Source organism: Marinobacterium rhizophilum, from assembly GCF_024397915.1.
GTDB classification, from domain to species: Bacteria; Pseudomonadota; Gammaproteobacteria; order Pseudomonadales; family Balneatricaceae; genus Marinobacterium_A; species Marinobacterium_A rhizophilum_A.
In genome coordinates, this window is the sequence record NZ_CP073347.1 from 3,307,483 (window position 1) to 3,332,398 (window position 24,916).

General features: G+C 60.9%; 27 protein-coding genes. 18 read left to right on the top strand and 9 right to left on the bottom strand.

Going from position 1 to position 24,916, the window contains the following annotated elements; translation table 11 throughout:
* Positions 1-82: 82 nt before the first annotated feature.
* The 10 genes from gshB to KDW95_RS14900 all read left to right on the top strand — a co-directional run bounded on the left by gshB (position 83) and on the right by KDW95_RS14900 (position 9,652).
* Positions 83-1,033 carry a glutathione synthase gene (gene gshB, locus KDW95_RS14855; RefSeq protein WP_255852599.1) on the top strand — a complete coding sequence of 317 codons (951 nt, stop codon included), beginning with the start codon at positions 83-85 and terminating at the stop codon, positions 1,031-1,033.
* A gap of 8 nt (positions 1,034-1,041) precedes the next feature.
* Positions 1,042-2,019 (top strand): energy transducer TonB, encoded by a 978-nt coding sequence (locus tag KDW95_RS14860; RefSeq protein WP_255852600.1) that lies wholly within the window; start codon positions 1,042-1,044, stop codon positions 2,017-2,019.
* 32 nt (positions 2,020-2,051) lie between these two features.
* On the top strand, positions 2,052-2,621 hold the full coding sequence (locus KDW95_RS14865; RefSeq protein ID WP_255852601.1) for a YqgE/AlgH family protein: 570 nt from the start codon (positions 2,052-2,054) through the stop codon (positions 2,619-2,621).
* A 173-nt stretch (positions 2,622-2,794) separates the two neighbouring features.
* Entirely contained in the window at positions 2,795-3,271 is a 477-nt protein-coding gene (ruvX, locus tag KDW95_RS14870; protein ID WP_255852602.1) for a Holliday junction resolvase RuvX, read from the top strand.
* On the top strand, positions 3,252-3,761 hold the full coding sequence (gene pyrR, locus KDW95_RS14875; RefSeq protein ID WP_255852603.1) for a bifunctional pyr operon transcriptional regulator/uracil phosphoribosyltransferase PyrR: 510 nt from the start codon (positions 3,252-3,254) through the stop codon (positions 3,759-3,761). The genes ruvX and pyrR overlap by 20 nt, the downstream gene beginning before the upstream one ends.
* 14 nt (positions 3,762-3,775) lie before the next feature.
* Positions 3,776-4,780: an aspartate carbamoyltransferase catalytic subunit gene (locus KDW95_RS14880; RefSeq protein ID WP_255852604.1), complete on the top strand. Its 1,005-nt coding sequence runs from the start codon at positions 3,776-3,778 to the stop codon at positions 4,778-4,780.
* Positions 4,781-4,800: 20 nt separating this feature from the next.
* Positions 4,801-6,072 carry a dihydroorotase gene (locus KDW95_RS14885; protein WP_255852605.1) on the top strand — a complete coding sequence of 424 codons (1,272 nt, stop codon included), beginning with the start codon at positions 4,801-4,803 and terminating at the stop codon, positions 6,070-6,072.
* A 321-nt stretch (positions 6,073-6,393) separates the two neighbouring features.
* Complete coding sequence (locus tag KDW95_RS14890; protein WP_255852606.1) at positions 6,394-6,897, top strand: hypothetical protein; 504 nt, start codon at positions 6,394-6,396, stop codon at positions 6,895-6,897.
* Positions 6,898-6,945: 48 nt separating this feature from the next.
* Complete coding sequence (locus KDW95_RS14895) at positions 6,946-8,886, top strand: putative bifunctional diguanylate cyclase/phosphodiesterase (protein WP_255852607.1); 1,941 nt, start codon at positions 6,946-6,948, stop codon at positions 8,884-8,886.
* Positions 8,887-8,938: 52 nt separating this feature from the next.
* The gene (locus KDW95_RS14900) at positions 8,939-9,652 is read left to right on the top strand and encodes an SDR family NAD(P)-dependent oxidoreductase (RefSeq protein ID WP_255852608.1); all 714 of its coding nucleotides are present in this window, start codon (positions 8,939-8,941) and stop codon (positions 9,650-9,652) included.
* Here KDW95_RS14900 and KDW95_RS23605 read toward each other — a convergent pair.
* The 4 genes from KDW95_RS23605 to KDW95_RS14915 all read right to left on the bottom strand — a co-directional run bounded on the left by KDW95_RS23605 (position 9,533) and on the right by KDW95_RS14915 (position 13,920).
* Positions 9,533-10,054, bottom strand: a complete 522-nt coding sequence (locus tag KDW95_RS23605) for a 2-amino-4-hydroxy-6-hydroxymethyldihydropteridine diphosphokinase (protein WP_370646630.1) — start codon at positions 10,052-10,054, stop codon at positions 9,533-9,535. The two genes, KDW95_RS14900 and KDW95_RS23605, sit on opposite strands and share 120 nt — an antisense overlap.
* Positions 10,055-10,213: 159 nt before the next feature.
* Positions 10,214-11,464, bottom strand: a complete 1,251-nt coding sequence (locus KDW95_RS14905) for an MFS transporter (RefSeq protein ID WP_255852609.1) — start codon at positions 11,462-11,464, stop codon at positions 10,214-10,216.
* A gap of 227 nt (positions 11,465-11,691) precedes the next feature.
* Entirely contained in the window at positions 11,692-12,858 is a 1,167-nt protein-coding gene (locus KDW95_RS14910) for a PilT/PilU family type 4a pilus ATPase (protein ID WP_255852610.1), read from the bottom strand.
* A 27-nt stretch (positions 12,859-12,885) separates the two neighbouring features.
* The gene (locus KDW95_RS14915; protein WP_255852611.1) at positions 12,886-13,920 is read right to left on the bottom strand and encodes a type IV pilus twitching motility protein PilT; all 1,035 of its coding nucleotides are present in this window, start codon (positions 13,918-13,920) and stop codon (positions 12,886-12,888) included.
* Between the two features lie 93 nt (positions 13,921-14,013).
* Here KDW95_RS14915 and KDW95_RS14920 point away from each other — a divergent pair, with 93 nt between their 5' ends.
* The 8 genes from KDW95_RS14920 to hemW all read left to right on the top strand — a co-directional run bounded on the left by KDW95_RS14920 (position 14,014) and on the right by hemW (position 20,467).
* Complete coding sequence (locus KDW95_RS14920; protein ID WP_255852612.1) at positions 14,014-14,727, top strand: YggS family pyridoxal phosphate-dependent enzyme; 714 nt, start codon at positions 14,014-14,016, stop codon at positions 14,725-14,727.
* A complete protein-coding gene (gene proC / locus KDW95_RS14925; protein WP_255852613.1) occupies positions 14,724-15,548 on the top strand; it encodes a pyrroline-5-carboxylate reductase in 825 nt (274 codons plus the stop codon). The genes KDW95_RS14920 and proC overlap by 4 nt, the downstream gene beginning before the upstream one ends.
* A gap of 117 nt (positions 15,549-15,665) precedes the next feature.
* Positions 15,666-16,187, top strand: a complete 522-nt coding sequence (locus tag KDW95_RS14930) for a YggT family protein (protein WP_255852614.1) — start codon at positions 15,666-15,668, stop codon at positions 16,185-16,187.
* A 169-nt stretch (positions 16,188-16,356) separates the two neighbouring features.
* Positions 16,357-17,523 carry a homoserine O-succinyltransferase MetX gene (gene metX, locus KDW95_RS14935; RefSeq protein WP_255852615.1) on the top strand — a complete coding sequence of 389 codons (1,167 nt, stop codon included), beginning with the start codon at positions 16,357-16,359 and terminating at the stop codon, positions 17,521-17,523.
* Between the two features lies 1 nt (position 17,524).
* On the top strand, positions 17,525-18,115 hold the full coding sequence (metW, locus tag KDW95_RS14940) for a methionine biosynthesis protein MetW (protein ID WP_255852616.1): 591 nt from the start codon (positions 17,525-17,527) through the stop codon (positions 18,113-18,115).
* Between the two features lie 14 nt (positions 18,116-18,129).
* Positions 18,130-18,591: a DUF4426 domain-containing protein gene (locus KDW95_RS14945; RefSeq protein ID WP_255852617.1), complete on the top strand. Its 462-nt coding sequence runs from the start codon at positions 18,130-18,132 to the stop codon at positions 18,589-18,591.
* A complete protein-coding gene (rdgB, locus tag KDW95_RS14950; RefSeq protein ID WP_255852618.1) occupies positions 18,588-19,205 on the top strand; it encodes an RdgB/HAM1 family non-canonical purine NTP pyrophosphatase in 618 nt (205 codons plus the stop codon). The genes KDW95_RS14945 and rdgB overlap by 4 nt, the downstream gene beginning before the upstream one ends.
* 122 nt (positions 19,206-19,327) lie before the next feature.
* Positions 19,328-20,467 carry a radical SAM family heme chaperone HemW gene (gene hemW, locus KDW95_RS14955; protein ID WP_255852619.1) on the top strand — a complete coding sequence of 380 codons (1,140 nt, stop codon included), beginning with the start codon at positions 19,328-19,330 and terminating at the stop codon, positions 20,465-20,467.
* 41 nt (positions 20,468-20,508) lie between these two features.
* Here hemW and KDW95_RS14960 read toward each other — a convergent pair whose 3' ends face one another.
* From KDW95_RS14960 to lysA, 5 genes are read right to left on the bottom strand one after another with little or no spacing between them, the layout of a single operon-like run.
* The gene (locus KDW95_RS14960; protein ID WP_255852620.1) at positions 20,509-21,234 is read right to left on the bottom strand and encodes an HAD family hydrolase; all 726 of its coding nucleotides are present in this window, start codon (positions 21,232-21,234) and stop codon (positions 20,509-20,511) included.
* Entirely contained in the window at positions 21,227-22,129 is a 903-nt protein-coding gene (gene xerC / locus KDW95_RS14965) for a tyrosine recombinase XerC (RefSeq protein ID WP_255852621.1), read from the bottom strand. The genes KDW95_RS14960 and xerC overlap by 8 nt, the downstream gene beginning before the upstream one ends.
* Positions 22,129-22,815, bottom strand: coding sequence for a DUF484 family protein (locus tag KDW95_RS14970; protein ID WP_255852622.1), 687 nt, complete (start codon positions 22,813-22,815; stop codon positions 22,129-22,131). The genes xerC and KDW95_RS14970 overlap by 1 nt, the downstream gene beginning before the upstream one ends.
* The gene (dapF, locus tag KDW95_RS14975) at positions 22,812-23,642 is read right to left on the bottom strand and encodes a diaminopimelate epimerase (RefSeq protein WP_255852623.1); all 831 of its coding nucleotides are present in this window, start codon (positions 23,640-23,642) and stop codon (positions 22,812-22,814) included. The genes KDW95_RS14970 and dapF overlap by 4 nt, the downstream gene beginning before the upstream one ends.
* Positions 23,643-23,656: 14 nt before the next feature.
* Positions 23,657-24,916 (bottom strand): diaminopimelate decarboxylase, encoded by a 1,260-nt coding sequence (lysA, locus tag KDW95_RS14980; protein ID WP_255852624.1) that lies wholly within the window; start codon positions 24,914-24,916, stop codon positions 23,657-23,659.

Sequence of the window (24,916 nt, forward strand, 5' to 3'; positions counted from 1 at the left end):
GATTCAATCGCGGCGCTGGCTGCCACCTCCATCCATGGGTACACTTGCCCTATCAACAGACTGACAGAGGATGCACCCGCGCATGTCCATCAAGGTTGGCATCGTCATGGACCCCATCGAGTCCATCAACTTCAAGAAAGACAGCTCACTGGCCATGCTCTGGGCCGCCCAGCAGAAAGGCTGGGAGCTGTACTACATGGAACAGCAGCACCTCTACTCCCGCGATGGCCAGGCTCTGGCCGACATGGCGCCGCTGCAGGTGGCCATGGACCCGGACAACTGGTTTACCCGTGGCACCTATACCACCACACCGCTGGCGGATCTGGATGTGATCCTGATGCGCAAGGACCCGCCGTTCAACAACGAGTTTGTCTACAGCACCTACCTGCTGGAACAGGCCGAGAAACAGGGCACCCTGGTGGTCAACCCGTCGCAGCGCCTGCGCGACTTCAATGAAAAGCTGTTTGCCACCCATTTCCCGCAATGCTGTCCGCCGGTGCTGGTCACCCGTCGCGATGACCTGCTGCGCAAGTTCCACGCCGAGCACGGCGATGTCATTTTCAAGCCGCTGGATGGCATGGGCGGCAGCCAGATCTTTCGCATCCAGCCCGATGGCGTCAACCTCGGTGTGATCATCGAGACGCTGACAAAGTACGGCACCGAAACCATCATGGCGCAGAAGTACATTCCCGAAATCACCCAGGGCGACAAGCGCATCCTGATGGTGGACGGTGAGCCTGTACCCTACGCCCTGGCCCGCATCCCCATGGCGGGCGAAACCCGCGGAAACCTGGCCGCCGGGGGTTCCGGCGAGGGCCGCGAGCTGACCGAGCGAGATCGCTGGATCTGCGATCAGGTCGGTCCTGCGCTGCGCGAGCAGGGTCTGCTGTTTGTCGGTCTGGACGTCATTGGCGACTACCTGACCGAAATCAACGTCACCAGCCCCACCTGCATCCGCGAACTGGATTCCCAGTTCGGCCTCGATATCGGCATGCAACTGATGGATGCCATAGAGCGCAAGCTCAAGGCCTGAGGCGCACCTTGAACAGGCTCACCACTTCGATCCCCGCCACCACCGGCCCTGCGCCGGCGGTGGGCGTTATGGACCGGTTTGGCTTTACCCTGTTCGCTGCCATCACGATCCACGCCATCGTGCTGCTGGGCATCAGCTTTTCGAGCGTGGAATACAAACCGCCGCGCAAGACACTGGACATCACCCTGGCACGTTTCGAATCCCCCGAAGCCCCCAGGGAAGCCGACTTTATTGCCCAGGCCAACCAGCTGGGCAGCGGTACGGCCGAGACCAAACGCGCACCCTCCACGCTGGAAGATGCCCCCTTCCACAGCAACGAACAGCAGCAACAGGCCCGTCAGCAAAGCCAGCCCGTGCCCACCACACCGGAGGTGGCACCCGAGCCCACCCCGACTCCTGCGCCTCGGCCTGACGTTGCCACCCCCCAGCCGGTGAAGGCCGCGCCCAGCCCCCAGAAAGTGGTTACCACCACGGCCCCCGCCAAACCCAAGCAGAGCAGCCAGCCGGCCGCGACCAAGTCCGCCGCCCCGCCGCCCACGCCCGGCGTTTCAACGTCGCTACTGGCCCGCAGCCTGGAAATCGCCAGTCTGCAGGCACAGCTCGACCTGCAGCAGGAACAGTTCGCCAAAAAACCCCGGGTACGGCGCCTGACCGCCGCCGCCACGCTCAAGGGCAGCGATGCCGCCTACCTGGACAACTGGCGCCGCGAAATCGAGCGTTACGGCAATGACAACTACCCCACCGAGGCCCGCAACCAGGGTATCTATGGCAGCCTGCGCCTGCTGGTTTCCATCCTGCCGGACGGCAACGTCAGGGCCATCGAAGTGCTGCAATCCTCCGGCTACAAGGTACTGGACGATGCCGCCGTGCGCATCGTGCAGCTGGCCTCGCCGTTTCAGGCTTTCCCGGTGGAAATGCGCAAAACCACCGATCAACTTGAAATAATTAGAACTTGGAAGTTTGAGAATCAGACCCGGCTGTACTAAGCCTTAGGGGAACCTCCAAGCGATGCATGCCGATGTCATTCAAGCCCAGCAGTCTGCGCGACCACTTCCTGATCTCGATGCCGCATATGCACGATGCCCATTTCGAGCATACCGTGACGTACATCTGTGATCACAGCGAATATGGCGCCATGGGTATCGTTATCAACCGCCCGCTGGACCTGCGTCTGGATGCGCTGCTCAAGCACCTGGACACCACCGACAGCCTGCAGGTGGTGGATAACCGCCCGGTATACGGCGGCGGGCCGGTTCAGGGTGAACGCGGCTTCGTGCTGCACCGCGCCCAGGACAGCCCCTGGCTGGCCACTTACCAGGTCACGGATGATGTCTGCCTGACCACCTCCATCGACATCCTCGAGGATATCGCCAGCGGCAACGGTACAACCGATGCACTGATCGCGCTGGGGTATGCCGGCTGGGGCGCCGGACAACTGGAACGCGAGATCAGCGACAACGCCTGGCTCAGCTGCCCCGCCAACCTGGACATACTGTTCAAGCTGCCTGCCGAACAGCGCCTGCACGCCGCCGCCGCCACCCTGGGTATCAATCTGGACCTGCTGACCGCCCAGGCCGGCCACGCCTGACCCCCTGAATCCCCCGCCGAACCCTGCCACGACGCACAGCCAGACCCGCACCGACAGCCTGTTAAGTTGTGGCGCCAACTTGGCTATAATGGTGCGCGATTCCAGCCCCGCCGCCCTCGTGCCGCGCCGGGCCCTCTCACCGCCCCAGTGGGCACACACAGATTGCGGATTGAATGAACCCAGACTGCCTGCAGGCATTAGCCTTTGACTTTGGAACCAGCCGTATCGGTGTCGCCGTGGGCCAGACCCTGACCGCCACCGCCACCGCCATTGCACCGGTCAGTGCACGGGATGGCATTCCCGACTGGAACCAGATCGATCAAATCGTGCAGGAATGGTCCCCCGATGCCCTGGTGGTCGGCATTCCGCTGAACATGGACGGCAGCATCAGCGACATGGCCCGCCGGGCACGCAAGTTCGCCAACCGCCTGCATGAGCGCTACAAGCTGCCGAGCTTTTTGATGGATGAGCGCCTCAGCACGCGCGAAGCCAAGTCGATTCATCGCGCCGCCGGCGGCGGTACCAACTACAAAAAGGAATCGGTGGACGGCATTGCGGCTCAACTGATTCTTGAAAGCTGGTTTTCCAGCGAACAACGCATTCCCAGCCATTCACGACTGGAGGACCTTTATGACATCGGACAATCTTAGTGTCGACGCCCTGCTGGACAGCATGGGCAAGCAGCTCAAAGCTACCCTGGAGCAGCGCCAGATCGAGAACCCGCTGATTGTCGGCATCCGCACCGGCGGCGTCTGGCTGGCGGAACGACTGCAGCAGCAGCTCGCGCTGCAGGAGCCCATCGGCGTATTGGATATCTCGTTTTACCGCGACGACTTCACCCAGAAAGGTCTCAACCCCAGCGTTCAGCCGTCCCAGCTGCAAAGCGATACCAATGGGCGTCATATTATCCTGGTGGACGACGTCATCATGTCCGGACGTACCGTGCGCGCCGCGCTCAACGAGCTGTTCGACTTTGGCCGTCCGGCATCGGTCACCCTGGTGACACTGCTGGACCTGCAGCGCCGCGAACTGCCGGTACAGGCGGACGTTGTGGGCGCCACCCTGGTGCTGGGCCCCAACCAGGTCGTCAAGCTCAGCGGCCCCGAGCCGCTTGAACTCACCATTCGTCAACGTACCTGATGCGGGCCGATACCATGTTTGAACACAACGATCCCAACCGGATTCAGCTCAACAGCAGCGGACAACTGCGCCACTTCCTGACCACCGAGGGCCTGTCCCGCGAGCTGCTGACCGAGATTCTCGACACCGCGGACTCCTTTGTCGACATGGGTGCCAAGCAGATCAAGAAAATGCCCCTGTTGCGCGGCCGCACCGTGGTAAACCTGTTCTTCGAGGCCAGCACGCGCACTCTAAGCACCTTCGAGCTGGCCGCCAAGCGCCTGTCCGCCGACGTGCTGAACCTCAACATCAGCACCTCGTCCACCTCCAAGGGTGAAACCCTGAAAGACACCCTGATGACGCTCGAAGCCATGCATTCGGACATGTTCGTGGTGCGGCATGCCGACAGCGGCGCGGCCCACTTTATCGCCAGCCAGGTGACCCCCCATGTGGCCGTCATCAATGCGGGCGATGGCCGTCACGCCCACCCCACCCAGGCCATGCTGGACATGCTCACCATCCGCCGTCACAAGGGCAGTTTCGAGCCTCTGACCTTCGCCATCGTCGGCGACATCCTGCATTCGCGCGTGGCCCGCTCCCAGATTCATGCACTGCGCACCCTGGGTGCCCGGGAGATTCGCGTCATTGCCCCCAAAACGCTGTTGCCGCGCCATATCGAAGCCATGGGCGTGAAGGTGTTTACCGATATGCGTGAGGGCCTGAAGGATGTCGATGTCATTATGATGCTGCGCCTGCAGAAGGAACGCATGACCAGCGCGCTGCTGCCCAGTGAATCCGAGTTCTACAAGCTCTACGGCATGACCACCGAAAAGCTGGCCTATGCCCATCCCGAGGCCGTTGTCATGCACCCCGGTCCGATCAACCGCGGCGTCGAAATAGAATCCGCCATCGCCGACGGCCCCCGCTCCCTGATCCTCGACCAGGTCACCAACGGCATTGCCGTGCGCATGGCCGTCATGTCCATGGCCATGAGCGGCCAGGTGGTCGAAAAACAGCTGCAGCACCCGTCCGCCAACTGACCGCAACAGGAACTCACTCGATGAACATCAAGATAGCCGGTGGCCGTGTGATCGACCCGAGCCAGTCACTGGACCAGGTCTGCGACCTCTATATCAGCAACGGCCTTATCATCGCCCATGGCGATGCCCCCGAAGGCTTTGTGCCGGACAGCACGCTGGACGCCAGCGGCCAGGTCGTCTGCCCGGGCCTCGTGGACCTTTGCGCCCACCTGCGCGAGCCCGGCGCCACCCACAAGGGCAGCATCGCCCAGGAAAGCCATGCCGCCGCAGCCGGCGGCATCACCACCCTGGTCGCGATGCCGACCACCAGCCCCATTGTCGATACTCCGGCGGTGGCACAGCTGATCCAGGACAAGGCCCGCGCCACTGGCAAGGCCCGTGTGCTGCCCATGGGCGCCCTGACCCAGGGCCTGGCGGGCGAGCAGTTGTCACCGATGCATGCGCTGGCCAGCTCCGGCTGTATTGCCTTTACCAACAGCCGCCGCCCCATTCGCAGCAGCCTGGTACTGATGCGCTGCCTGGAGTACGCCGCCACCCATGACCTGCTGGTGCTGTTCCAGGCCCAGGATGCGGAACTGTCCGGCGGCTGCATGCACGACGACACGACCAGTACCCGGCTGGGTCTGGCCGGCATTCCGGAAGCCGCCGAAACCGTGGAAGTCGCCCGCTGCCTGATGCTGGTCGAGCAGACCGGCGCCCGGGCGCACTTCGGCCAGATATCCTGCGAGCGCTCGGCCCGCATGATCATGGAGGCGCGTGAGCGCGGCCTCAACGTCAGCGCCGATATCGCCATCCATCACCTGCTGTTAAGCGACAGTAATGTGAATGGCTTTGACAGCAACTTCCATGTCATTCCGCCACTGCGCAGCCAGCTGGATCGTGCCGGCCTGCGCCAGGCGTTGCTCGCCGGCGGTATCCAGGCGATCTGTTCAGACCACCAGCCCCATGACCCCATTGCCAAGCAGGCGCCTTTTGCCGCCACGGAGCCCGGTATTGCCGGGCTCGAGACCTTGCTGTCGCTAAGCCTGATGCTGGTCGAACAGGACGTGCTGGATCTGCCCCGGCTCATTGCCATGCTCAGCTGCGAACCCGCCCGCATTCTTGGCATTCAGGCCGGCACTCTCAACAATGGTGCGGCGGCGGATATCTGTATTTTCAATCCGGCGGCACGCTGGACACCCTCGGCGGACAAGACCCGCTCCGGCGGCGCCAACAGCCCCTTTATCGGCACCGAACTGGGCGGCCGGGTCACCCATACCCTGCTGGGCGGCAAGGTTGTGTTTCAGCTCTAACAGGCTGCCAACTCCCTATGGACGGCGCCGGGCTGAGCAGGTGATGCCCCAGGTCATTGGCATCCCCTGTACGAGCCCGGCAGGCGGCCTGTTTGATTGATTTCCCCCTTTAATGTTCTAGGCTTAAGCAGCTGCCAAACTCAGGGATGATCATGGCCACAGGCGTTCAAGCCGGTTTTATACCGTGCGGATCCACAACCCTTCCCAACAGTGCGTTACTCTCCCGAAGTCTGCATATGCGGACCATGGCATTTCTCGTGCGGTTCCCGCCTGCCAGGACAGAGCGCACCCACCTCACTATCAGCAAGAAGGACTAATGACATGAAACCTCTGTGTCGATTGATGCTTTCACTCAGCCTGCTGGTTTTCGCTGCACTGCAAGTCCATGCCGATGACGCCCCCGGCGGCAAGCCGGTACTCACCCTGAGTGGCTCCATCAGCCAGACCAACAGTGAAAACGGCTATGTATTTGATATGGCCATGCTTGAGCAGCTGCCGCAGTACAGTTTTGTCACCTCGACCCCCTGGTTCCCGCAGCCCCACAAGTTTTCCGGCCCATTGATGCGCGATATTCTGACCAAGGTTGGCGCCACTGGCGAGACCCTGACCGCCATCGCCCTGAACGACTACAAGGTCAGTATCCCCATGGACAACAGCACCCGCTTCAACCTGATCGTGGCGACCCACAAGGACGACAAGTTCATGACGGTACGTGAGAAGGGACCACTCTTTGTGCTCTATCCCTTTGATAGTGATAGTGAAACTCAATCCCAAGTATACTACGACCGCTCAATATGGCAGCTTAAGGCGATCCATATCGACTAACCCTCACCGGAGCCGACTCGACGACCGCGCATGGATTCCAACAAGAGCATGACATACTGGCTTACCGTGATCAGCATCACCCTGTTGCTGGTGTTTAGCGGTGTGCTCTATCTGCAATTCCATCACAGCCGGTTGCTCAGTGGCACTGTCCAGTACAGCGAGAGCAATGTCTCGTGGAACATTTTCCAGCTGCAATCCGAGGCATTGCGTTTCAATAATGCCATCTCTACGGCGGCACTGGAGCCGGCCATTGATATGGACACCTTGCGTCTGCGCTATGATATTTTTTATAGCCGTGTCGACACCGTCAGAAGCAACCCGGCCACACATGAGTTGCTCAAGGACACCGGTTACAAGTCAGTCCTCCAGCGGGTTGATGACTTCCTGCTCACAAATGACCCCTATTTCATCCAGGGTGATCATCCGCCACTGGATCCGGCCAGCATGCAGTCTATCCTGCACCAGCTGGACAACCTGCAGACAAGCCTGAATGACCTTTCACTGGCCTCGGTGCACCAGTCGGGCCTCCATGCCGAACGCCGGGCGACAGAAATACAGCGCCAGATCGCCATCAGCACCGGGCTGATCGTGTTTCAGCTGCTGCTTACACTGCTGTTCTTCTTCATTGTCATTCGCCAGATCAAGCAGCTTCAGGCCAGTCGCGCCCAGCTGAGTAACCTGGCCAACTTCGATCCCCTGACAAACCTGCCCAACCGGCGCCTGTTCCAGGATCGACTGGAGCAGGAAATCCGAAAAGCCCACCGTAGCAAGGATCGGCTGGCGTTGCTGTTTCTCGACCTGGACAATTTCAAGGACATCAATGACACCCTGGGGCATGAAGTCGGCGACCTGCTGCTACAGGAAGCGGCACGGCGACTGGCCGGCTGTGTGCGCGAATCCGACACCGTGGCGCGCCTGGGTGGCGACGAGTTCACCATAGTTCTTAACGACCTCGAAGGCACCGAGCATGCCGCAGGCGTCAGCCAGGCGATTCTAAAAGCACTCAGCGACCCCTTTGAATTAAAAGGCAGAGAGGGCTTTGTCTCGGCCAGTATCGGCATTACCTTCTATCCCGATGATGCCGCCGACGTGAACACCCTGCTCAAGAATGCGGACCAGGCCATGTACGTCGCCAAGGAACAGGGCCGCAACCGCTTTCATTACTTCACGGCCTCCATGCAGGAGATGGCCCAGGCCAAGATGCACCTGACCAATGATCTTCGCAACGCCCTGGCCCAAAACGAGTTCCAGCTGGTTTACCAGCCCATCATTGAGTTTTCCAGCGGCCGCGTACAGAAGGCCGAGGCCCTGATCCGCTGGAATCACCCTGTGCGGGGCGCTATCAGCCCCATGGAGTTTATTCCGGTCGCCGAGGAAACGGGCCTGATCGTCGACATTGGCAACTGGGTTTTCCACGAAGCCGCCCGCCAGACGCAGCAATGGCGGCAACGTTACCAGCCCGACTTTCAGCTGAGCATAAACACCTCGCCGCTACAGCTGCGCGCCGACGCCAGCAGTCTGCAACACTGGCAACGCAGTCTCAAGTCCGTGGGGCTACCCGGCAGCGCCCTTGCCATCGAAATCACCGAAAGTCTGCTGATGGATGCCGGCTTTGCCGAACGGCTGATTGCCATGCACGAGCTGGGGATCGAGGTGTCACTGGACGACTTCGGCACCGGCTACTCATCGATGTCCTATTTGAAAAAGTTCGATATCGACTACCTCAAGATTGACAAGTCCTTTGTAGGAAACCTGCAAAAGGGGTCCAGCGATTTCGCCATCTGCGAAGCCGTTATCGTCATGGCCCACAAACTGGGTATTATGGTGATTGCAGAGGGCATTGAGACAAGCAGTCAGCTGTCGATACTCGACACCATGGGATGCGATTACGGTCAGGGGTATCTGTTCTCCCACCCCGTTTCGGCACTAGAGCTTGAAAAGCTTTTCAAGGCCGACCTCAAGTCGCTGAGCGTTCCAAACCTGGGATAGCTGTGCCCCGTCAACGCCGCCACCAACCGCTAACAACACCGGGAAAACCCAAGTGAACACTGTACTGATTACCGGCGCCAGCCGCCGGCTCGGCCTGTATTTAACCCAGGCCTTTCTCGAGCAGGGCTGCAAGGTAATTGCTCTCACCCGCAAAGCCAGCGCAGAGCTTGACGCCCTGGCCTCGGACAAGCTGCATATTCTGCTGCTCGACTACAACAGCGAGACCTCTCTCGCCGCTGCCATCGACAGCATACGCGGCCAGTACGATGCGCTGTCCCTGGTAGTACACAATGCATCACTGTTCGAGAAGGACGCACCCCACAAGAATAACCTGTGCAACTTCTATGATGAACTGTACCGGGTGCACATGAGGCTTCCCGCCTATCTCAATGAAGCGCTTGAGCCCCTGCTGTACAATGAATCCATACCCGGATGCATTGTCCACATCACGGATATCTACGCCGATAATCCCAACCGGGAGTTTGGGCTTTACTGCAGCACCAAAGCCGCCCTGGAAAACCTGACCAAGTCATTCGCCAAGAAATATGCCCCTGGCATCCGCGTGAACAGTATCGCTCCGGGCCCCCTGATGTTCCTGCCGAGTCACAAGGAAGACGAAAAGAAAACGGTACTCGGGCAGACGCTATTACCGGGAGAATCGGGCTTCGAACCCATCCTCCAGGGCATACGATTTATAGTCGATAATCAGTTTGTCACGGGCAGCTGCGTCAAAATAGATGGTGGCCGGTCTATCGGCAAAATATGAACCGAAGAGTGCGACGGCGACCTTGTGCGAAGACGCGCAAAGCACCTGCTGCAAATAGCTTTCGTCGCACGCCTGGAAATAACTCAACGAGTAATCGTCGCTGCAGGTAATAATATCGATATCACAGGTGCGGTCCTTGCGACTGCGTTCGCTGTCGGTTCGATCCCTCCCCAGCCGTTCCTCCACACTGCAAAAAAACGCCTTGAGTGATACCGGGTCCAGATTGCTGCGAATCACCAATAGCGTATTGATAAACACTCTGTCTGTAATGATGCATTCGGGCTGCGTATAGGTACAGGGATAGACGACCGCTGTTGCGAAGTTCTCCAGCAATATTTCCAGGCATCTGGCAATATTGATCTCGGGATCTATATTGGACCCAACCGAAAGGTAGTAGTACATATAACCTCAGTTCCCTGCCCTTGCGTGGCAGTTATTATTTTCAGACGGCTTTGACACACAACATCCCTGCGTGGCGACGAGTGCCGGGAAACACCTCAGGCATGACGAGCACCACGAACAATTTTATTGCGGCAAGCGTCACACGATGCCGCAGGCCTGTCAGGCTGCAACATTCTTCAGCACGGTGGCCACATGGCAGCGCTGCCAGAGCACGACAACCAAAGCAGCCGTCGCCAGGGCGCAGGCGATCAGCACCGCCACGAAACCGACCATTTCAGCCAGTGAGCCCATAAGAAAGGCACCCAGTGCCGGTACGCCCAGACTCACCACCGTCCAGATACTCAACACCCGGCCGCGGTAGGCATCCGCCACACAGACCTGAATCAGCGCCTGGCAGCCGGTGCCGATCATGGTCACCGCCATGCTCACCAGCATGATCATGGCACCCAGCCCTGCGCGGTCATGCACCCAGACCACCGGCAGTACCACGACCGAACAAAGCAGCAATGAGCCAAACACCAGCTGCAGCAGGGAGCGTTCACGTCCGCGCATGCGCGACACGATCACCCCGCCCAGCACGGAGCCGATCCCGGCCAGTGCGCTCAGGCTTGCCAGCGTGCTGGCGTCACCCTGGATCAGCCGCCCCGAAATCGCCGGCAGCAATTCCATGATGCTGCGCCCGATCATGCCATCCACCATCGTCAGGATCAGCACCAGGCGAATCAGTGGCGAATTGCGGATCACCCGTAACCCCTGGGACATGGCCACAAAGATTGACTCGACATGATGTGCCGCGCGCGGAACCCGCACCCGGATACGCAACAGAAACAGCGACCCTATGCCAAAGAGGACCGCTACCAGCAAGAACGCCGCCCCTGTCGACATTGACACCAGCAACCAGGCGCCCAGCGCAGGCCCGACAATGCGCGAAAGGTTATAGGTGATCGACGCCAGGCCAACGGCACTTGGCAATGCGGGCCTGGCCACCAGGTGTGGCAGCAGCACCAGGCGCATGGGGTGCTGCGCGGCCGAGACCACACCCAGCAGAAAAGCCAGCGCCAGTATCCAGTGCAACGAGAACTGGCCCTGGTAATTGGCAACCGCCGCGCTCACACTGATGAATGCCTCGCTCAGATAGGCCACCAGCATCCCCTGGCGCGGATCAAGCCGATCCGCCAGCACACCAAATACCGGCGACAGGAAAAACGTTGGCAGCAGCATGGCCGCGCTGACAGCGCCAACCCAGAGGGGCGACTGCGTCAGGTCCCAGGTGCTCCAGCCAATCAGAAATCGGGTAATCCAGGTCGCCAGGGTCAGAAAGGCACTACCGCCGAAATAGAGACAGAAAACGCGGGATGAAAAGGCCGATCGACTGGACGACTGGCTTTCAATACGTCGTTGAAAAACCATACTGTTCCCTAGCTTATTATTATGCCTCCACTGTACTTCATTTCCCCTGTCACTGGCCATCGGAGGATGCCCAAAAAATAACGCAACCTTCTGTTTTTGAAGATATTTAACAAAAAAACCGGATTTCAAAGCATCCGGACAAGGATCCGGCAGCGGCAAACGCAAATGGAGCCCTGAGGCTCCATTTGGGGTCGTCAATACGACGGGGTCAGGCCTACAGCGGCGGCCTACATGGTCTTGATATCGACATCGCCTTTTTCATTCAGATAGTCATCCTCCTCCTGCAGCAGGAAGGAGCTGTCTTCCGGTGGTGCCGCCAGATCCGGATTGGTGTCCGCACTGAGCTTGATCATCAGGCGCAGGTCGTTGGCGGAGTCGGCATGGGCCAGTGCCACGTCGTAGGTAATGGTGCCCTGCTTGTACAGCTCGAACAGCGCCTGGTCGAAGGTCTGCATACCGAGGTTGGTCGATTTCTTGATGACTTCCTTGATCTCGTGCACATCGGCCTTGCGAATAAGATCGGCAATAAGCGGTGTATTGATCATGACTTCAATCGCGGCGCGCCGCCCCTTGCCATCGGTGGTGGGCAGCAACTGCTGCGCCACGATGGCCTTGAGGTTCAACGACATGTCCATCCATATCTGGTTGTGATGCTCCGGCGGGAAGAAGCTGATAATACGATCCAGCGCCTGGTTGGCATTGTTGGCATGCAGTGTCGCCATGCAGAGGTGGCCGGTCTCGGCAAAAGCCAGGCCGTACTGCATGGTATCCTTGGATCGAATCTCACCCATCAGGATGACATCCGGTGCCTGGCGCAGGGTGTTCTTCAGCGCGACATCAAACGACTCCGTATCGATCCCCACCTCGCGCTGGGTGATGATGCTTTCCTTGTGATCGTGAATGTACTCGATCGGATCCTCGATGGTGATGATATGGCCACGGCTGTGCATGTTGCGATAGTCGATCATCGACGCCAGCGAGGTGGACTTACCGGTCGAGGTACCACCCACGAACAAAATAAGACCGCGCTTTGTCATGGACAGGTCTTTCAGCACGCTGGGCAAATTCAGTTCGTCCATGGACGGAATACGTGTGGCGATACGCCGCAGTACCATGCCCGGCGAGTTGCGCTGCATGAAGGCACTGACACGAAAACGCCCCATGCCACGGGCACTGATGGCGAAGTTGCACTCATTGGTGCCTTCGAACTCCGCCAACTGCTTGTCGTTCATGGTGCTATACACCAGCGAACGCACCTGAGACTGGGTCAGCGGCTCCTTGGTGAGTGGCTTGATGGTTCCGTCCACCTTGATACTCGGACGGGCCCCCGCGGTGACGAACAAGTCCGACGCATCGCGATCGATAACTACTTTTAAAAGTTGTGTAAAGTCCACTGCCTGTTACCCCGAGCCTTGTACCCGTCAGAAACTCTGCGGATTCTTTGCTTTTTCCCGCGCAAGTTCGCGCGAGATCAGTCCTTTCTTCAACAGTTCCAGCAACGCCTGGTCCAGCGTTTTCATGCCAAAGGCCGCACCGGTCTGGATGGATGAATACATCTGCGCAACCTTGTCTTCACGAATCAGGTTACGGATGGCCGGTGTCCCTATCATGATCTCATGGGCCGCAACGCGGCCGCCATTGGTCTTCTTGATCAGGGTCTGTGAAATAACCCCCTGCAGCGATTCTGACAGCATGGAGCGCACCATGGATTTTTCCGCCGCCGGAAAGACGTCTATCACACGGTCGATGGTCTTGGCCGCCGAGGTGGTATGCAGGGTTCCGAAAACCAGGTGGCCGGTTTCCGCCGCCGTGAGCGCAAGACGAATGGTTTCAAGGTCTCGCATCTCGCCCACCAGGATAACGTCCGGGTCTTCACGCAATGCCGAACGCAGGGCGTTGGCAAAGCTTTTGGTATCACGATGGACTTCGCGCTGGTTAACCAGGCACTTCTTGCTCTCGTGTACAAACTCGATTGGATCCTCGATGGTCAGAATATGATCGGTACGGTGATCATTGATGTAGTCCACCATGGCTGCCAGCGACGTACTTTTGCCGGAACCGGTCGGCCCGGTCACCAGCACCAGGCCGCGGGGCTGGGACGCCATATCCTGAAACACCTTGCCCATCCCGAGATCTTCCAGTGTCAGTACGCGACTGGGGATGGTACGGAAAACCGCGGCCGCGCCACGATTCTGGTTGAACGCGTTGACACGAAAGCGCGCCAGTGACGGAACCTCAATCGAGAAATCGGTCTCGAAGTTGTCCTCAAACTCCTTGCGGACCTTGTCGTTCATGATGTCGTAAATCAACGACAGGACAGACTTGCTGTCCAGGGCCGGCAGCTTGATGCGGCGCACATCGCCGTCAACACGAATCACCGGCGGCATACCGGCCGTAATATGCAGGTCGGAAGCCCCTTGCTGCACCGCAAACGATAATAGTTCGGTTATATCCATAGCGTTCGGCACCCGGTACCACTTCCATTGGAGCCCCTATTTCTAGCAGAATAGCCCAGTCAATCCAATGGCCGGCGGCGCTAAAAGCAGGGTATGAAAAATATAGTAGACAATATTTGCGCTGTACGCGCACAAATAACACAGGCGGCACAGTGTGCCGGACGCGCTCCTCAGAGCATACAGCTGCTGGCGGTGAGCAAAACGCGCCAGGCGGACGAACTGCGCCAGGCGTTCGCCGCCGGCCAGCAGGCCTTCGGCGAAAACTACCTGCAGGAGGGCCTGGACAAGATCGCAGCCCTGGCGGACCTCGCCATCGAATGGCACTTCATCGGCCCGATCCAGTCCAACAAGACCCGCCCGATTGCCGAACACTTTCACTGGGTGCACAGCGTCGACCGCACCAAGGTGGCGCGCCGGCTGTCGGAGCAACGCCCGGCCAATCTGGCACCGCTGAATATCTGCCTGCAGGTCAATATCAGCGCTGAGGCCAGCAAGTCTGGCTGCCTGCCCGCCGACGCGATGGCACTGGCACGGGAAGTCGCACAGCTGCCGCGACTCAGGCTGCGCGGCCTGATGGCCATCCCGGCAGCCACCGACGACCCGAAACAGCAGCAACAGGCCTTTGGCGACCTGCGCAAACTCCTGCAGCGGCTGCAGGCCGAACTGCCGCAGCTCGATACCCTGTCGATGGGCATGTCGGCCGACCTTGAAGCCGCCATCGGCGAAGGCGCCAGCATTGTCCGTATTGGCACCGCCATTTTCGGCCCGCGCAACTATTCATCCAACCCTCAGGAATCCCCATCATGAGCACGCAACCTACAGTGGCCTTTATCGGCGCCGGCAACATGGCACGCGCCATCATCGGCGGCCTGCTCGACAACGGCTACCCGGCAACACAGATCTGGGCCACCGGCACCCGCCCGGAAAAACTCGCTGACCTCGCCGCCAAAGGGCTGCATACCGGCACCGACAATAATGCAGCCGCTGCCGCTGCGGACATCCTGATCCTGGCGGTAAAACCGCAGATCATGAAACAGGTGTGTGAGCCGCTGCGCGCTACGGTTGAGGCCAAGCGGCCGCTGATCCTGTCCCTGGCCGCCGGCATCGCCTGTGACAGCCTCGACCTGTGGCTCGGCAACGGCAATGCCGTGGTCCGCTGCATGCCCAACACTCCGTCCCAAGTTCAGACCGGCGCCAGCGGCCTGTTTGCCAATGCCAGGGTCAGCGAACTGCAGAAGCAGCAGACCCGGCAGCTGATGAGCCATGTTGGTCTTGCCCTCTGGGTGGAGCGCGAGGAACTGATCCATGCCGTCACCGCCGTATCGGGCTCGGGGCCGGCCTATTATTTCCTGTTTATGGAAGCCATGATCAGCGCCGGCGAAAAGCTGGGGCTCGATCGTGACACTGCCGCCGCGCTGACACTGCAGACCGCCCTTGGGGCCGCCCGCATGGCCAGCGCCAGCGACCTGACTCCGGCGCAATTGCGCCAGGCCGTCACGTCGCCCAAGGGCACCACAGAGCAGGCCATCCTCGCCTTTCAGCACGCCGGGCTCGACACCCTGGTGGACGACGCCATGCAGGCCTGCGCCAGCCGCTCCAGGGAACTGGCAGAGCTTCTGCGGGACTGACGGGGCATCACACCACTCGCGCGGTTCATTCATCGCGCGAAAGGCTCTATACTTGCCAGCAAATCAACAGCTTGAATCTAAGGCGGCGAAACGGCCATGGGACAGGATCCGATCCTTTTGATCATCCGCACAATCGGCGAACTCTATGCGTTTATCGTCGTCCTGCGCTTCTTACTGCAGCTGACCAAGGTGGATTACTACAACCCCATCAGCCAGGCCGTTGCGCGCCTGACCAGTGTGCCGCTGCGACCACTGCAGCGGGTCATCCCCCGGGCCGGCTCCGTGGACCTGTCAGCACTGGTGCTGGCGTATGGCGTCAAGCTGCTCACACTGTTCGTGCTGCTACTGGCCGCAGGGCAATCCATGCCCGTTACCAGCCTGCTGCTGTTTGCCCTGGCCGGCCTGCTGAACACCCTGCTGACCATCGCGTTCTGGGCGGTTATCGGCGCCGTGATCATCAGCTGGATTGCGCCCAACAACTACCATCCGGCGCCCCAGTTGATCCTGCAGTTGACCGAGCCGCTGTTCGCCCTGGCCCGCAAGGTCATTCCCCCGATTGGCGGGCTGGACCTGTCGCCAATTCTGATTTTCCTGGCCATTCAGATCATGCAGTCCCAGGTCAGCCGGCTGGTGATGTAACACGGCGGCCTGCAGGCCGCTGATCGTTTACCGACATCTCGGTTCAGCGGCGAACCTGGCCGGCAAAAGCCAGTGTACACCGGCGCTCCGACACGGATGACGGGCGCCGCTGCTCACTCCAGCGTTGCTGCCATCGCCCTTTACAGACTTCAGTCCCGGATAACCGCCAATGCCAACGTCCATACCCGCCGATTCGGTTGGCCTTGTTCAGCCGCAACAACTCCACTTCGAGCAGCCACTGCCGCTTGCCAGCGGACGCCAGCTGGACAGTTACAGCCTGACCATCGAGACCTATGGCACGCTGAACGCCGACCGCTCCAATGCGATCCTGGTGTGTCATGCGCTGTCCGGCAACCACCACCTGGCCGGTTACCACAGCATGGATGACCGCAAGCCCGGCTGGTGGGACTCGGCCATCGGCCCCGGCAAGGCCATCGATACCAACCGGTTTTTCGTGGTCGGGCTGAACAACCTGGGCGGCTGTCACGGCTCCAGCGGCCCGAACCAGCTCAACCCGGACACCGGTCAGCCTTACGGACCCGATTTCCCCATCGTCACGGTGTCCGACTGGGTCGAGAGCCAGGCGCGCCTGGCGGATCGCCTGGGTATACAGCAGTGGGCGGCAGTGATCGGCGGCAGTCTTGGCGGCATGCAGGCGCTGCAATGGTCCATCGACTACCCGCAGCGCCTGCGCCACTGCATCGTCATCGCCGCCGCGGCAAAGCTGTCGGCGCAGAATATCGCCTTCAACGAGGTGGCCCGCCAGGCCATTACCCGGGATCCGCAGTTCCATAGCGGCCACTACTATGCGCAAGGCGCGATTCCCAAGACCGGCCTGATGCTGGCGCGCATGGTCGGCCACATCACCTACCTGTCGGACGACGGCATGCGGGAGAAATTCGGCCGCGACATGAAAGGCGGCACCCTGAGCTTTGACCTGAGCCCGCAGTTCGAAATCGAGTCCTACCTGCAGTACCAAGGCGAGCGTTTCTCCACCGCCTTCGATGCCAACACCTACCTGCTGATGACCAAGGCACTGGATTACTTCGACCCGGCAGCCCAGTATGACGGCAACCTGACAGAGGCGGTGCGGGGTGCCCTTTGCAAGTTCAAGGTGATCTCGTTCACCACGGACTGGCGCTTTTCCCCCGAACGCTCGCGGGAAATCGTCGATGCCCTGATCGATGCCGGCAAGGCCGTCAGCTACGCCGAGATCGATTCGCCCCAGGGCCACGATGCCTTCCTGATCCCCATACCGCGTTATATGGAAGTATTCGGCGCCTGCATGCGGCAGGTCGCGGCCGATATCCCCCTACCTGCGCAGGAGAACCGCTGAGATGCGCGTAGACCTGGATATCATTCAGAACTGGATCAGGCCCGGCACCCGGGTGCTGGATCTGGGCTGCGGCGACGGCGAGCTGCTGAGCTACCTGGCGCGGCACAAGCAGGTCGAGGGCTACGGCCTGGAAATCGACCACGACAATATCACCGCCTGCCTGGAGGCCGGCGTCAACGTGATCGAAAAGGATATCGACGACGGCCTGGCAACCCTGCGCAGTGCCAGCTTCGATGCCGTGATCATGACCCAGGCCCTGCAGGTCATGCACCGCCCCGACCAGATCATCGACGAGATGCTGCGCATCGGCAAGGAATGCATCATCACCTTCCCGAACTTTGGCCACTGGCGCGCACGCAGCTACCTGGCGCTGCGCGGCAAGATGCCGGTATCAAAGTTCCTGCCCTATACTTGGTACAACACCCCGAACATCCATTTCTGTACCTTCAAGGATTTTGAACGCCTCTGTGTCGAGCGCAATATCCATATCCTTGACCGCACCGTGGTGGATAACGAACACCGTGATCGCTGGTGGCTGCGTCTGTGGCCCAACATGCTGGGCGAGATCGCCATCTACCGCATCACCCGATAAATCAGGAGCTTCCCATGACCCCGTTCTCACCGACCCTGCGCACCGCCGCAAAGGGCCTGCTGGCCGGCCTGATCCTCGGCGCAGGTGCTGCCCAGGCCGATCAGTTTGTGGCCTATGGCGACTACGAAGTGCATTACAACGCCTTCAACAGCACCTTCATCGAGCCCCAGGTGGCGCAGAGCTATGGCCTGACCCGCAGCAAGACCCTGGCCCTGATCAACGTCTCGGTGCTGCAAAAGGCCAGCGACGGCAGCAAGACACCTGTCAGCGCCATCATCAAGGGCAGCGCCAGCAACCTGCTGGGGCAGAACAGCAATATCAGCTTCAAGAAAGTCGAGGAAAGTGACGCCCTCTATTACATCGGCGGCCTGCCCTTTGCCAACGACCAGCTGATGCGCATAGCCCTCGACGTCCAGCCGGATCCGAACCAGCCGGCCTACAGCATCCAGTTTGAACAGACGTTTTACGCCGAATGACCACACTCAAGCACCCACGCATCATTCTCGCCAGCGGCAACGCCGGCAAACTCCGTGAATTCAGCCAGGTGCTCGCACCGCTGAATGTCGAAGTTCTGCCCCAGTCCGCCTTCAATGTCAGCGACGCCGACGAAACCGGCCTCAGCTTTATCGAAAACGCCATACTCAAGGCCCGCCATGCCTGTCGCAGCACCGGCCTGCCGGCACTGGCCGATGATTCCGGGCTCGAAGTTGACGCGCTGGACGGTGCCCCCGGCATCTACTCGGCACGCTTTGCCGGCCCCGGCGCCAGCGATGCCGAAAACAACAGCCGCCTGCTGCACCAGCTCAAGGATGTGCCGGACGCCCGGCGCAGTGCACGATTTCGCTGCGTCCTGGCCTTTATGCGTCACGCCGAAGATCCGACGCCGCTGATCAGCATCGGTACCTGGGAGGGACATATCCTGCACGCGCCCCGGGGCGAACAGGGCTTTGGCTACGATCCGCTGTTTCTGCTGCCCGAACTTGGCCTGAGCTCCGCCGAACTGCCGCGCGAGCAGAAAAACCAGCTCAGCCATCGCGGCCAGGCCGTGGCCCGGCTGGTCGAGCAGATCGGCCCCTACCTGAAGAATTGACGGACTTTGCCCGCGACTCATGGGATAATCCGGATTCCGCCAGGGCCCTGGCCTGCGGCGGATTCCGGTTTCCCATGTCGCTGCGTACGCCGGCGCTGTCTCACCCATTGAAGCTCTGACCCATGCCGCTGCAACTGCCCCCGCTGTCGCTCTATATCCATATTCCCTGGTGTGTACGCAAGTGCCCCTATTGCGACTTCAATTCCCACGCCGCGCGGGGCGAGTTGCCGGAAGACGCTTACGTGGCGGCATTGCTGGAGGATCTGGAGACGGAACTGGCCGATGTACAGGGCCGCAGTATCGACACCATCTTTATCGGCGGCGGCACCCCCAGCCTGTTTTCAGCCGCGGCCATCAAGCGGATTCTGGAGGGCGTGGCGGCCCGCACACCGCTCTCGGCCCAGGCCGAAATCACCATGGAAGCCAACCCCGGCACCTTCGAGCAGGAACGCTTTGCGGGCTTTCTCGCCGCCGGCGTCAACCGGTTGTCCATCGGTATCCAGAGCTTCAGCGATGCGCAGCTAAAGGCACTGGGGCGCATTCACAGTGCCGATGAAGCCTACCGCGCCGTGGCCAGCGCCCGCGCCATGGGGTTTGACAACATCAACCTGGACCTGATGCACGGCTTGCCGCAGCAGGACCTGGCCGGCGCCATGCTCGACCTGGATACGGCCCTGTCATTGCAGCCGGAGCATCTGTCCTGGTACCAGCTCACCATCGAGCCCAACACCGAGTTCAATGCCCGCCCGCCCAGCCTGCCGGTGGATGAGCTGTTGTGGGAAATCCAGGAACAGGGGCAGGACAAGCTGGCCGCGGCGGGCTTTGCCCAGTACGAGGTCTCGGCCTATGCCCGCGACGGCCGGCAGGCGGCGCATAACCTGAACTACTGGGCCTTTGGCGACTATATCGGTATCGGTGCCGGTGCCCATGGCAAGCTCACCCGCCCCGCGGATAACCAGATCATGCGCCGCTGGAAACAGCGCCAGCCGACCGCCTACATGGATGCTGCCAGGCGTTTGGGGGGCGAGAACGCCATAGCCCGGGACGAGCTGGCGTTTGAATTCATGCTCAATGCGCTGCGACTGGTGGACGGCGTGCCGGTGCAACTGCTGCAGGCTCGCGCCGGGCTCAGCCCGGAGAGTATCCGGCTGCAGCTTGATCGCGCCGTGCAGCAGGGGTTGTTGCAGGCGGACCCGGCGCACATAAGGCCCACCCGGCAGGGGCGGCTGTTCCTGAATAATCTGCTGGAAATGTTTCTGTAAGCAGGGCCGGGGCGACCAGCCGGCTGTTGAAAAACCGCCCGTTAGAGCGTTGCCCGTGACGCCGCCAGTTCCGCGATCTCGATCAGCGCCTGGGGAATCTCGTTCAGCGCCCGCACCGTTTGCGTTGGTGCCGGGCCACCGGGCCAGGCCTGGCCGTCGAGATTGACCCAGATGGTCCAGAAGCCGGCATTGTGCGCGCCTTCGATATCGGCCACCGGGTTATCACCCACATGCACCATCTGCTCGGGACGCAGCCCGACATGGGCCAGCGCCTGCTGGAACATCAGCGGATGGGGTTTTTCCTGACCGCTACCCTCGGCATTGAACTGGAAGTCGAAATAGTCCCCCAGCCCCACCCGGGTTACATCGGCATTGCCATTGCTCAGAGCGCCGATCTGCAGATGACGATCGCGCAGCACCTTCAGCATGGTCAGGGCATGCTCGAAGAACTCCACCTGGTGACGCCCCTCCAGATAGACCTCGAAGGCCTGCAGCGCCAGTGCCTCGGCCTGTTCCGGCCCGTAGCCGGCCGAACGCATGCCTTCCTGCAGCAGCCGCAGGCGAATCTGGGTCACGCTGTGGGCGATCTCGGGGTAGCGTGCCAGGACCTCATCGCGCATGCGTGGCAGGTCGGCAATGCTGAACTGGCGCACAAAGAGCTCTGCATTGCGCTGCAGCCAGTCGAACAGCGAGTTGTTTGCAATCTCGATCACCGGGTCAATGGCCCAGAGGGTATCGTCCAGATCGAAGGTGACACACTTAATCATTTTTCTTGCGCGCTCTCGGATGGGCCCTGTCGTAAACATCGGCCAGATGCTGAAAATCCAGATGCGTGTAGATCTGGGTCGTGGCGATATCGGCGTGCCCCAGCAGCTCCTGTACCGCCCGCAGGTCACCGCTGGACTCCAGCAGATGACTGGCGAAACTGTGACGCAGCCGGTGCGGGTGCACCTTGCCATCGGTCGCCTGGTGCAGTCCCCAGTGCTCCAGCCGCTGCTGCACAGCACGCGTACTTATGCGACTGCCGCGCTTGCTGACAAAAAGCGCCGGCTCCTCGCCGCGCAGCAGGCTGCCTCGATGGCCAAGCCAGACATCCAGCGCCGCCAGCGCCTTGCTGCCCACGGGCAGCATGCGGGTCTTGCGGCCCTTGCCGGTGACCACCAGGCTGGCATCGCGAAAATCGATATCGCCCAGGTCCAGGCTGACCAGCTCCGCCAGACGCAGACCCGACGAGTAGATCAGTTCCATCATGGCACAATCGCGGGCGGATACCGCATCGGTCACCGGAATCTGCATCAGCTGGCCGGCCTGGTCGGTATCCAGCGTTTTGGGCAGGCGCCTGGCCGAGCGCGGGGCACTGATCCCCAGCGCCGGATTATGCTGGCACAGGCCTTCACGGTTCAGGTAGCGGTAAAAGGAACGGATGGCGGACAGCAATCGCTGAATGCTCTTCCCGGCCAGGCCTGCGCGGTGCGTTTCGGCGATAAAGGCCCGCAGATCCCGCGGCGCGATGGCGCTCCAGTCAGCCAGGCTATTGGCCTGGGCATACCGCAGCAACCGCCCGATATCGCGCCGGTAGTTGTCCAGCGTGTGGGGGGAATACTGACGCTCGGTACGCAGGTAGCCGACAAAGGCTTCCAGTACCTGTGCGTCGGCCGACATCAGCCGCGACTCAGAATGCGGGACAGCACCCGGCTCAGTACTTCACCGACGTAGCACAGGAACAGGGTGCCCTGGCTGCTCTGGAAGTAATGCGCATCGTAGCTGCCGATGGCCAGCAGGCCCAGAGTTTCACCCTGTACCAGCGGAATCACGGCGGCGGACTGTATGCGAAACGCCTGCTCCTGAAAGATAAACAGGTGCTGCGGTTCCGGCAGGCGGCCGCAGCTGGGCAGGTTGGTGCCCAGCAGGGGGTCCAGCATCTGGGCATCGGCCGGGTTCAGCCAGCGCGCCGCGCCGCTTTCCTCGCCGTCGCCCAGCAGCATCAGTGTCGTGACATCGCCCTGAAAGTCGCGGCACAGACTCTCGTCGATGGCGATGGCAACATCATCCAGGGTTTCACAGCCCAGCAGCGCCAGCACCATGCGCTTGGTTTTCTCGAACTGGACATCGTTGTGGCGCGCCACATCAATCAGGTCGGACAGATGGGTGCGCAGCTGCTGGTTCTTTTCCCGCAGCACGCCGGTCTGGCGCGCCACCAGGGATACCGCCGTGCCGGTTTCATGGGGCACATAGAGCTTCTCGAGCAAAGCACAGTGGCGGGAAAAGTAATCCGGATTCTGCGCCAGAAACTCCGCTACCTGCTGCTCGTCGAGCCCGGCCGGCTGTTGCTTGGCCTGATCGGTCATATGAATATCTGCCCTTCGTAAACGGTTGTCGCGGGGCCGGTCATCAGCACGGGCTCGCCCTCGCCCGCCCAGCGAATACGCAGTTCGCCACCGGGCAGATGAACCTTCACATCATCGCCGAGCAGGCCGCGCAGGCGCCCGGCGACCACTGCGGCACAGGCGCCGGTACCGCAGGCACGGGTTTCGCCGGCACCGCGCTCATAGACACGCAGGCGGATTTCGCTGTCCGACAGCACCTGCATAAAGCCGATATTAGCCCGGGCCGGGAAACGCTCATGGCGTTCCAGCAGGGGTCCCAGGGTTTCCACCGCCGCGGTTGTCACATCATCCACCAGCAACACACCATGGGGGTTGCCCATGGACACCGTGCTGATCTCCAGCAGCTCACCGGCCACCTCGATGGGGTACGTGACGGCGACCTCATCCGCCACAAAGGGAATCTCGGCCGGGTTGAGTTCCGGTGCGCCCATGTCGACTTCCACCTGGCGGTCTTCCAGCACCCGCAGCACGGCCTTGCCCTTGGCGGTCTCAACATTGATCACCGGCTTGATGGTCAGGCGCTTGTCACGCACAAACTTGGCAAAGCAGCGTGCACCGTTGCCGCAGTGTTCCACCTCGGAGCCGTCGGCATTGTAGATACGGTAACGGAAGTCCATCTGCGGGTCCGTCGGCGGCTCCACCAGCAGCAGCTGATCGAAGCCGATACCGCAGTGGCGATCCGCCAGCCGGGCCACCAGCGCCGGGGTAATCTTGGCCCGCTGCGTGACAAGATCGACCACCATGAAGTCGTTGCCCAGGCCGTGCATCTTGGTAAAACGTACCAACATAGCTGTTTCGCTTCTCAGTAGTGATCTTTGGGCAGCAACTGTTCGCCGTGCAGCAGGTCACCGATGCTTTCGCGCTTGCGCACCTGGTAGGCCTGGTTATCACTGACCATGACTTCGGCCGGACGCGGGCGGGTGTTGTAGTTGGAACTCATGACAAAGCCATAGGCACCGGCCGAGCATACCGCCAGCAGATCGCCGGGCTGCAGGTTCAGGGCGCGGTCCTTGCCGAGGAAGTCGCCGGTTTCGCACACCGGGCCGACCAGGTCGTAGACCTTGCTTTCACCCTCTTCGCGCAGCGTCAGCGGCACGATTTCCTGGTAGGCGCTGTACAGCGCCGGGCGAATCAGGTCATTCATGGCGCCATCGACAATGGCAAAATTCTTGTCGCCGTTGCTCTTGAGGAACTCGACCCGCGTCAGCATGACACCGGCATTGGCGGCAATGGACCGGCCCGGCTCGAAAATCAGGCTCAGCGGACGGTCACCCAGCTTGTCGATCACCGCGGCGATATAGTCGCCCGCCGATGGCGGCTGCTCGTCGGTGTAGCACACGCCCAGGCCGCCCCCCAGGTCCAGGTGCTTGATCTGGATACCGTCTTCGGCCAGCTCGTCCACCAATACCAGCAGGCGATCCAGCGCATCGAGGAAGGGGCGCAGCTCGGTCAGCTGGCTGCCGATATGGCAGTCCATGCCCACGATTTCGATATGCGACAGCTCGGCGGCGCGGGCATAGACACCGCGGGCGCGTTCGATGGCGATACCGAACTTGTTTTCCTTCAGACCGGTGGAGATATAGGGATGGGTTCCCGCGTCCACGTCCGGATTGACACGGAAGGACACCTTGGCCGGCATGCCAAGAGCTGCGGCAACCTCATTGACGCGCTCCAGCTCGGGCTCGGACTCGATATTGAAACAGTGAATGCCCAGCTCCAGCGCGCGGCGGATTTCGTGGGCCTGCTTGCCGACACCGGAGAACACCACCTTGGCGGGATCGCCACCGGCCCTGATGACGCGTTCCAGCTCGCCCAGGGAGACGATATCGAAACCGGCGCCCAGGCGTGCCAGCACATTCAGCACGGCAATATTGCTGTTGGCCTTGACCGCATAGCACACCAGCGCATCGCGCCCTTCCAGCGCCTGGGCATAATCGAGGTAGGCCCGCTCCAGCGCATCGCGGGAGTAAACGTACAGTGGCGTGCCGTATTCTTCAGCGATGCGTGCGAGGTTCATCTCCTCGCAGTGCAGGCGGCCATCGCGGTATTCAAAATTATCCAT